Below are 8,513 nucleotides of genomic sequence, written 5' to 3'. Positions count from 1 at the left end.
GTCGACGCCCGGGCCCCTCTCCCCCGCTCACCCGTACACCCCCGCCCCGGCCCGACGACGGCCGGCGCACGGCGGCGGCCGTCGTCGAGGGCGGCCAGGAAGGACGCGGCCGGGGCGGACGCGGGTGACACGAAGACAGGTGGCACGGAGTGTCATCCAGGCCGTCGCCCCGGGGCCGCGGGAAGGTCCGGGGCCCTGAAATCGGCGCTCCGACCGCCCTGCGCCGCCGACCGCCGGAACGCACCCCGCACCCCCGGTCACCTTGGGAATACTGATCGATCATCGATCGGAACCCCCATCTCGACGCCCGCTGATCGATCATCGCTCGTCTGCGGCCCTCTTATTTCAGCTGAGCGCAATTCGTGGCACTCAGTGCCTTGTCAACGGTCACACCGTGCCATACGTTGTGGGTGTCCGGACGGCCGCCGCACCGCGAACCCGAGGTGCGGCGGATGTCCCCGCGGGGCGCTGCCCTGCGCGTCCGGACGCCTGCGTCACAGGCATCCCACGCGCCACAACGCGCCGCCGCACCACCCGCCGAACCGACGGCAACCACCGCATCAGCACCAGCACGACGTACCCTCTGCGCCCTCGATCGAGCGGGCGCCCGTCGCCGGAGGCAACACCGTGACCGTGAAGGACATCCTGGACGCGATCCAGTCGCAGAACGCCTCGTCCGAGGACTTCGCAGCCATCGAGCTCCCCGAGTCGTACCGCGCGATCACCGTGCACAAGGACGAGACGGAGATGTTCGCGGGGCTCGCCACCCGGGACAAGGACCCCCGCAAGTCGCTGCACCTCGACGAGGTCCCGCTGCCCGAACTCGGCCCGGGCGAGGCCCTGGTGGCCGTCATGGCGTCCTCGGTCAACTACAACTCGGTGTGGACGTCGATCTTCGAGCCGCTGTCGACCTTCGGCTTCCTGGAGCGCTACGGCAGGGTCAGCGACCTGGCCAAGCGCCACGACCTGCCGTACCACATCATCGGCTCCGACCTGGCGGGCGTCGTCCTGCGCACCGGTCCCGGCGTCAACGCCTGGAACCCCGGCGACGAGGTCGTCGCGCACTGCCTGAGCGTCGAGCTGGAGTCCTCCGACGGCCACAACGACACCATGCTCGACCCGGAGCAGCGGATCTGGGGCTTCGAGACCAACTTCGGCGGCCTCGCCGAGATCGCCCTGGTCAAGTCCAACCAGCTGATGCCCAAGCCGGCACACCTGTCCTGGGAGGAGGCGGCCTCTCCGGGCCTGGTCAACTCCACCGCCTACCGGCAGCTGGTCTCCACCAACGGCGCCAACATGAAGCAGGGCGACAACGTCCTGATCTGGGGCGCCAGCGGCGGCCTCGGCTCCTACGCCACCCAGTTCGCGCTGGCCGGCGGCGCCACCCCGATCTGCGTGGTCTCCTCCCCGGAGAAGGCCGAGATCTGCCGGAGCATGGGCGCCGAGCTGATCATCGACCGGGCGGCCGAGGGCTACACGTTCTGGAAGGACGAGAACACCCAGGACCCGCGGGAGTGGAAGCGCTTCGGCAAGCGCATCCGCGAGCTCACCGGCGGCGAGGACATCGACATCGTCTTCGAGCACCCCGGCAAGGAGACCTTCGGCGCCTCGGTCTTCGTCACCCGCAAGGGCGGCACCATCACCACCTGCGCCTCCACCTCCGGCTACATGCACCAGTACGACAACCGCTACCTGTGGATGTCGCTCAAGCGGATCATCGGCTCGCACTTCGCCAACTACCGCGAGGCGTGGGAGGCCAACCGCCTGATCGCCAAGGGCAAGATCCACCCGACGCTCTCCAGGACGTACAGCCTCGAGGAGACCGGTCAGGCGACCTACGACGTCCACCGCAACCTGCACCAGGGCAAGGTCGGTGTGCTGTGCATGGCCCCCGAGGAGGGTCTGGGTGTCCGCGACCACGAGATGCGCGCCCAGCACATCGACGCCATCAACCGCTTCCGGAACATCTGAGGCAGAGGCCATGTCAGAGCGTCAGAAGGACCGTCCGTGGCTGATGCGGACCTACGCCGGCCACTCCACCGCCGAGGCGTCCAACGAGCTGTACCGGCGCAACCTCGCCAAGGGCCAGACCGGCCTGTCGGTGGCGTTCGACCTGCCGACCCAGACCGGCTACGACTCCGACCACGTCCTCGCCCGCGGCGAGGTCGGCCGGGTCGGCGTCCCGGTGGCCCACGTCGGTGACATGCGCCGTCTCTTCGAGGACATCCCCCTCGAGAAGATGAACACCTCGATGACCATCAACGCCACGGCCATGTGGCTGCTGGCGCTCTACCAGGTGGTCGCCGAGGAGCAGGGCGCCGACGTCTCCGCCCTCCAGGGCACCACCCAGAACGACATCGTCAAGGAGTACCTCTCCCGGGGCACCCACGTCTTCCCGCCCGGGCCCTCCCTCCGGCTGACCACGGACCTGATCACCTACACGGTCACCCACATGCCGAAGTGGAACCCGATCAACATCTGCAGCTACCACCTGCAGGAGGCGGGAGCCACCCCGGTCCAGGAGATCGCCTACGCGATGTCCACCGCGATCGCCGTGCTGGACGCGGTCCGCGACAGCGGCCAGGTGCCCGAGGAGAAGTTCGGCGACGTGGTCGCCCGGATCTCGTTCTTCGTGAACGCCGGCGTCCGTTTCGTCGAGGAGATGTGCAAGATGCGGGCCTTCACCCGCATCTGGGACCGCATCACCCGGGAGCGGTACGGCATCGAGAACCCCAAGCAGCGCCGCTTCCGGTACGGCGTCCAGGTCAACTCCCTGGGCCTGACCGAGGCCCAGCCGGAGAACAACGTCCAGCGGATCGTCCTGGAGATGCTGGCCGTCACCCTCTCCAAGGACGCCCGGGCCCGCGCCGTGCAGCTGCCGGCCTGGAACGAGGCGCTGGGGCTGCCCCGGCCCTGGGACCAGCAGTGGTCGCTGCGCATCCAGCAGGTGCTCGCCCACGAGAGCGACCTGCTGGAGTACGAGGACATCTTCGAGGGCTCGAAGGTGGTCGAGGCCAAGGTCTGCGAGCTGGTCGACGACGCCTGGGCGGAGATGGACCGGATCCAGGAGATGGGCGGCGCGATGGCCGCCGTGGAGTCCGGCTACCTCAAGTCGCAGCTGGTCGCCTCGCACGCGGAGCGCCGGGCGCGGATCGAGGCCGGGCACGACCGGATCGTCGGCGTCAACGTCTTCGAATCGACCGAGCCGAGCCCGCTGACCGCGGACCTGGACACCGCGATCCAGACGGTCGACCCCGCCGTCGAGGATCGGGTGACGGCCTCGCTGCGGAACTGGCGCGACACCCGCTACCAGCCGCCGTTCAACCACCCGCGCCCGTGCAAGGCGCTGGAGCGGCTGAAGCAGGCGGCGCGCGGCGAGGACAACCTCATGGAAGCCACCCTCGAATGCGCCCGTGCGGGGGCGACCACCGGGGAGTGGGCGGGAGCGCTGCGGGAGGTGTTCGGCGAGTACCGGGCACCCACCGGCGTCTCGTCCGCCCCGGTGGCGGTGGCCGCCGAGGACGGCACCGGACTCGCCGAGGTCCGCCGCCGGGTCGAGGCCACCGCCCGCGACCTGGAGGTCGGCAAGCTCCGCTTCCTGGTCGGCAAGCCGGGCCTGGACGGGCACTCCAACGGCGCCGAGCAGATCGCCGTGCGGGCCCGCGACGCCGGCTTCGAGGTGGTCTACCAGGGCATCCGGCTGACGCCGGAGCAGATCGTGGACGCGGCCCTCGCCGAGGACGTGCACGCGGTCGGCCTGTCCATCCTGTCCGGCTCGCACGCCCAGCTGGTGCCCGACGTGCTGAACCGGCTGCGTACGGCCGGGGCGGACGACATCCCGGTGATCGCGGGCGGCATCATTCCGGGGGCGGACGCCGAGGAGCTCCGGGCCGCCGGAGTGGCCGCGGTGTTCACCCCGAAGGACTTCGACATCACCGGGATCATCGGCCGTATCGTCGACGAGATCCGCAAGGCACACAAGCTCGACCCCCTGGAGGTCCCCGCATGACCGCGCCCCAGCCGTCCGTGAACCGTCTGCGCCCCCGGCGCTCCTGCCTGGCGGTTCCCGGCTCCAACCCGCGCTTCCTGGAGAAGGCCCAGGGCCTGCCCGCGGACCAGGTGTTCCTGGACCTGGAGGACGCCTGCGCGCCGCTGGCCAAGCCGGAGGCCCGGCACACCATCGTCAAGTTCCTCAACGAGGGTGACTGGACGGGCAAGACCCGGGTGGTGCGGGTCAACGACTGGACCACGGAGTGGACCTACCGCGACGTGGTGACGGTCGTCGAGGGCGCCGGCCCGAACCTGGACTGCATCATGCTGCCCAAGGTGCAGAACGCCGAGCAGGTCGTGGCGCTGGACCTGCTGCTCACCCAGATCGAGAAGACCATGGGCTTCGAGGTCGGGCGGATCGGCATCGAGGCGCAGATCGAGAACGCGCAGGGCCTCAACAACGTCAACGCGATCGCCGAGGCCTCGCCGCGGCTGGAGACCATCATCTTCGGCCCCGCCGACTTCATGGCCTCCATCAACATGAAGTCGCTGGTGGTCGGGGAGCAGCCGCCGGGCTACGGCGCCGACGCCTACCACTACATCCTGATGAAGATCCTGATGGCGGCCCGCGCCAACGACCTCCAGGCGATCGACGGCCCCTACCTGCAGATCCGCAACGTGGACGGCTTCCGCGAGGTGGCCGGGCGTGCCGCGGCCCTCGGCTTCGACGGCAAGTGGGTGCTGCACCCGGGCCAGGTGGACGCCGCCAACGAGGTCTTCTCCCCCACCCAGGAGGACTACGACCACGCCGAGCTGATCCTGGACGCGTACGACTGGTGCACGTCCGAGGCGGGCGGCAAGAAGGGCTCGGCGATGCTCGGCGACGAGATGATCGACGAGGCCAGCCGGAAGATGGCGCTGGTCATCGCGGGCAAGGGCCGCGCGGCCGGCATGAAGCGCACCAGCAAGTTCGAGATCCCGGAGGGCTGAGCCGATGCAGTTCGGGCGCACCTACGAGGAGTTCGAGGTCGGGGCGACGTACAAGCACTGGCCGGGCAAGACGGTCACCGAGTACGACGACCACCTGTTCTGTCTCCTCACCATGAACCACCACCCGCTCCACATGGACGCCAACTACGCCGAGAAGACGACCGACTTCGGCAAGAACGTCGTGGTGGGCAACTACATCTACTCGCTGCTGCTCGGCATGTCGGTGCCGGACGTCTCCGGCAAGGCGATCGCCAACCTGGAGATCGAGTCGCTCAAGCACGTGGCGCCCACCTTCCACGGCGACACGCTCTACGGCGAGACCACCGTGCTCGACAAGTGGCCGTCGAAGTCGAAGAACGACCGCGGCATCGTGTACGTGGAGACCAAGGGCTACAAGCAGGACGGCACGCTGGTCTGCGTCTTCCGCCGCAAGGTGATGGTGCCGACCGGGACGTACATCGAGGAGCGCGGCGGCGAGCAGCCCGGCCGGCCCGAGCTGAAGGAGAAGGAGTCCAAGGGATGAGCCGACTCGCCCGGACCCACGGTCTCACCGAGGTCCAGCAGGAGATCCTGGCCACCGTCCGGGAGTTCGTGGACAAGGAGATCATCCCGGTCGCCACCGAGCTGGAGCACCGCGACGAGTACCCGCAGGCGATCGTCGACGGCCTGAAGGAACTGGGCCTGTTCGGCCTGATGATCCCCGAGGAGTACGGGGGTCTGGGCGAGTCGCTCCTGACCTACGCGCTGTGCGTGGAGGAGCTCTCCCGCGGGTGGATGTCGGTCTCCGGCATCATCAACACCCACTTCATCGTGGCCTACATGCTCAAGCAGCACGGCACCGACGAGCAGAAGGAGTACTTCCTGCCGCGGATGGCGGCGGGCGAGGTCCGGGGCGCCTTCTCGATGTCGGAGCCCGCGCTCGGTTCGGACGTGTCGGCCATCACCTCCAAGGCGGTCCGGGACGGCGACGACTTCCTCCTCACCGGCCAGAAGATGTGGCTGACCAACGGCGGAACCTCCACGCTGGTGGCCGTTCTGGTCAAGAGTGACGAAGGACACCCCGAGGGGACCGCGCCGCACAGGTCGATGACGACCTTCCTCGTCGAGAAGCCGGCCGGCTTCGGCGAGGTCCTTCCCGGTCTGACCATTCCCGGGAAGATCGACAAGATGGGCTACAAGGGGGTCGACACCACCGAGCTCGTCATGGACGGCCTGCGAATTCCGGCCAATCGGGTACTGGGCGGCAAAACCGGCCGCGGCTTCTACCAGATGATGGACGGCGTCGAGGTGGGCCGGGTGAATGTCGCGGCCCGTGGCTGCGGCGTCGCGCAGCGTGCGTTCGAGCTGGGCGTGCAGTACGCGCAGCAGCGCCACACCTTCGGCAAGCCGATCGCGCAGCACCAGGCGATCCAGTTCAAATTGGCCGAAATGGCCACCAAGGTTGAAGCCGCCCATGCGATGATGGTTAACGCAGCCCGCAAAAAGGACTCCGGGGAGCGAAACGACCTCGAGGCAGGCATGGCGAAATACCTCGCCAGCGAGTACTGCAAGGAGGTCGTCGAAGATGCTTTCCGGATCCACGGCGGCTACGGCTTCTCCAAGGAGTACGAGATCGAGCGCCTCTACCGAGAGGCTCCGATGCTGCTCATCGGTGAAGGCACCGCAGAAATCCAGAAGATGATCATCGGACGCAGACTCCTCGAGGAGTACCGCTTCCAGGGCTGATTCCGGAAAGATCCGGTTACGGCCCGGCCGATTGTCCTGCTACGGGGTGTTTTCTTCCAGAAGAAGATCACACCCCGTCAGCGCTCCCGGTCCTCGACTCGGCTTCTGGCTTGCCCAGTTGTAGTGCCTGACCGGTACGATTCCGGAAAGCCGCCGTCCCCAAGAACTGCAGCGCGGCACCCTCCCGCTACGAAGGTCTTCCATGCCCCACAGCCAATCCTCTGCACACCGCGACAGCCTCGCCGGCACCCGGCTCGCGCGCGGAGCGTCGCCGTGGCTCGCCCCGACGGTCGCCACCGCCGCCCTCAGCCTGCTCCGGGCGCGCCGTTCCGGCGCGGCCAAGGCCGTCGCTGTGCCCGCCACCGCTCTCGCGGCGGGCATGCTGTGGTTCTTCCGGGACCCGGAGCGCGAGATCACGCAGGGCCGTGTGATCTCGCCCGCCGACGGCGTGGTGCAGAGCATCATGCCCTGGAAGGACGGCCGCACCCGCGTCGCCATCTTCATGAGCCCGCTCAACGTCCACGTCAACCGCGCGCCGCTGGCCGGCACCGTGACGTCGGTCGAGCACGTGCCGGGTGGGTTCGTTCCCGCTTTCAACAAGGAGAGCGAGAACAACGAGCGCGTGGTCTGGCACTTCGACACCGAGCTCGGTGACATCGAGATGATCCAGATCGCCGGCGCGGTGGCCCGCCGCATCGTGCCCTACATCCCCAAGGGGACCAAGGTCGAGCAGGGTGAGCGGATCGGCCTCATCCGGTTCGGCTCGCGCGTCGACCTGTACCTCCCGGCCGGAGTGGAGGTCGCGGTGGAGGTCGGCCAGAAGACCGTGGCTGGGGTGACTCGCATTGACCGCGACTGACCAGGATCCGAGTACCGGCTGGGCGCCCCAGGCGTCCAGCCGTACCGGCCTCGACGAGGCCGACGACGAGGAGATGCCGCTGTCGCTGCGTCTGTCGATAGCGGACACGCTGACCCTCGGCAACGCCACCTGCGGCTTCATGGCGGTGTACTTCACCACCACCGGCATCCTGATCCCGCACCTCACCGGCAGCCAGGAGACGGGCATGGCCCGCCACAGCGCGGCCACCGCGGTGATCCTGATGCTGGCCGCGGCGATCTTCGACCTCTTCGACGGTCAGGTCGCCCGGAAGCTGCGGTCCTCGCCCATGGGCGCGGAGCTGGACAACCTGTCCGACCTGATCAGCTTCGGGCTGGCTCCGGCCTACTTCGTCCTGGTGTACGGCATGGTCGCCGACGACGCGCATCAGCGGGTCGCGGCACTGGCCGCGATCATGGTGTTGCTGGCGGTGGTGCTGCGGCTTGCGCGGTTCTCCATCGTGACGGTGCCCAACGGCACGTTCCAAGGCATGCCGTCACCCTTCGGGGCGTTGACGGTGGTCTCCATCGTCCTGCTCGAGCTGCCGTTCGTCGCCACGCTGCTGGCGGTGCTGGGCACGGCGTGGCTGATGGTGAGCCGCGTCGAGTACCCGAAGCCGCGTGGGCGGTCGGCCGTGGCGATGCTGGTCTGGATCGTCGCGTCGATGGGCATGCTGGTCGCCTGGGCGGCCGGTGCGCCGAGCGGTGAGCTGCTCCTGCAGACCGGCTGCGCGCTGCAGCTGGTGCTGGGCGCGGTGATCCCGCTGTTCGCGACGGCCCGCCGGGTGAACAACTTCCGTGACAACCGCCGCGAGGCGAGGGCCGCGCAGCTCCAGTAGCCGCGCCCCCGCCGCCCCGCACGCCCGCATCGGCCCCCCGAGCCCTCACCGGCCCGGGGGGCCGTCGGCGTTACCGGGACCGTCGGCGTTCCC

At 68.8% G+C, this 8,513-nt stretch carries 7 protein-coding genes; all 7 read left to right on the top strand.

The window, feature by feature from the left end:
• The first annotated feature begins 633 nt into the window (after positions 1–633).
• The gene (gene ccrA / locus HW445_RS11295) at positions 634–1,971 is read left to right on the top strand and encodes a crotonyl-CoA carboxylase/reductase (protein WP_180220890.1); all 1,338 of its coding nucleotides are present in this window, start codon (positions 634–636) and stop codon (positions 1,969–1,971) included.
• A gap of 10 nt (positions 1,972–1,981) precedes the next feature.
• Positions 1,982–4,009, top strand: a complete 2,028-nt coding sequence (locus HW445_RS11290; protein ID WP_180220889.1) for a protein meaA — start codon at positions 1,982–1,984, stop codon at positions 4,007–4,009.
• A complete protein-coding gene (locus HW445_RS11285) occupies positions 4,006–4,980 on the top strand; it encodes a CoA ester lyase (protein WP_180220888.1) in 975 nt (324 codons plus the stop codon). The genes HW445_RS11290 and HW445_RS11285 overlap by 4 nt, the downstream gene beginning before the upstream one ends.
• A gap of 4 nt (positions 4,981–4,984) precedes the next feature.
• Entirely contained in the window at positions 4,985–5,503 is a 519-nt protein-coding gene (locus tag HW445_RS11280) for a MaoC family dehydratase (protein WP_180220887.1), read from the top strand.
• Complete coding sequence (locus tag HW445_RS11275; RefSeq protein ID WP_151770160.1) at positions 5,500–6,705, top strand: acyl-CoA dehydrogenase family protein; 1,206 nt, start codon at positions 5,500–5,502, stop codon at positions 6,703–6,705. Before HW445_RS11280 ends, HW445_RS11275 begins: the two co-directional genes overlap by 4 nt.
• A gap of 202 nt (positions 6,706–6,907) precedes the next feature.
• Entirely contained in the window at positions 6,908–7,564 is a 657-nt protein-coding gene (locus HW445_RS11270) for a phosphatidylserine decarboxylase (protein ID WP_151770159.1), read from the top strand.
• Positions 7,565–7,637: 73 nt separating this feature from the next.
• Positions 7,638–8,420 carry a CDP-diacylglycerol--serine O-phosphatidyltransferase gene (gene pssA, locus HW445_RS11265; protein ID WP_151770927.1) on the top strand — a complete coding sequence of 261 codons (783 nt, stop codon included), beginning with the start codon at positions 7,638–7,640 and terminating at the stop codon, positions 8,418–8,420.
• The last annotated feature ends 93 nt before the right edge of the window (positions 8,421–8,513 follow it).

The sequence above is a fragment of the Streptomyces sp. UH6 genome (assembly GCF_013421635.1).
GTDB lineage: Bacteria > Actinomycetota > Actinomycetes > Streptomycetales > Streptomycetaceae > Streptomyces > Streptomyces abyssomicinicus.
This window is presented reverse-complemented; position numbering and strand designations above follow the sequence as displayed.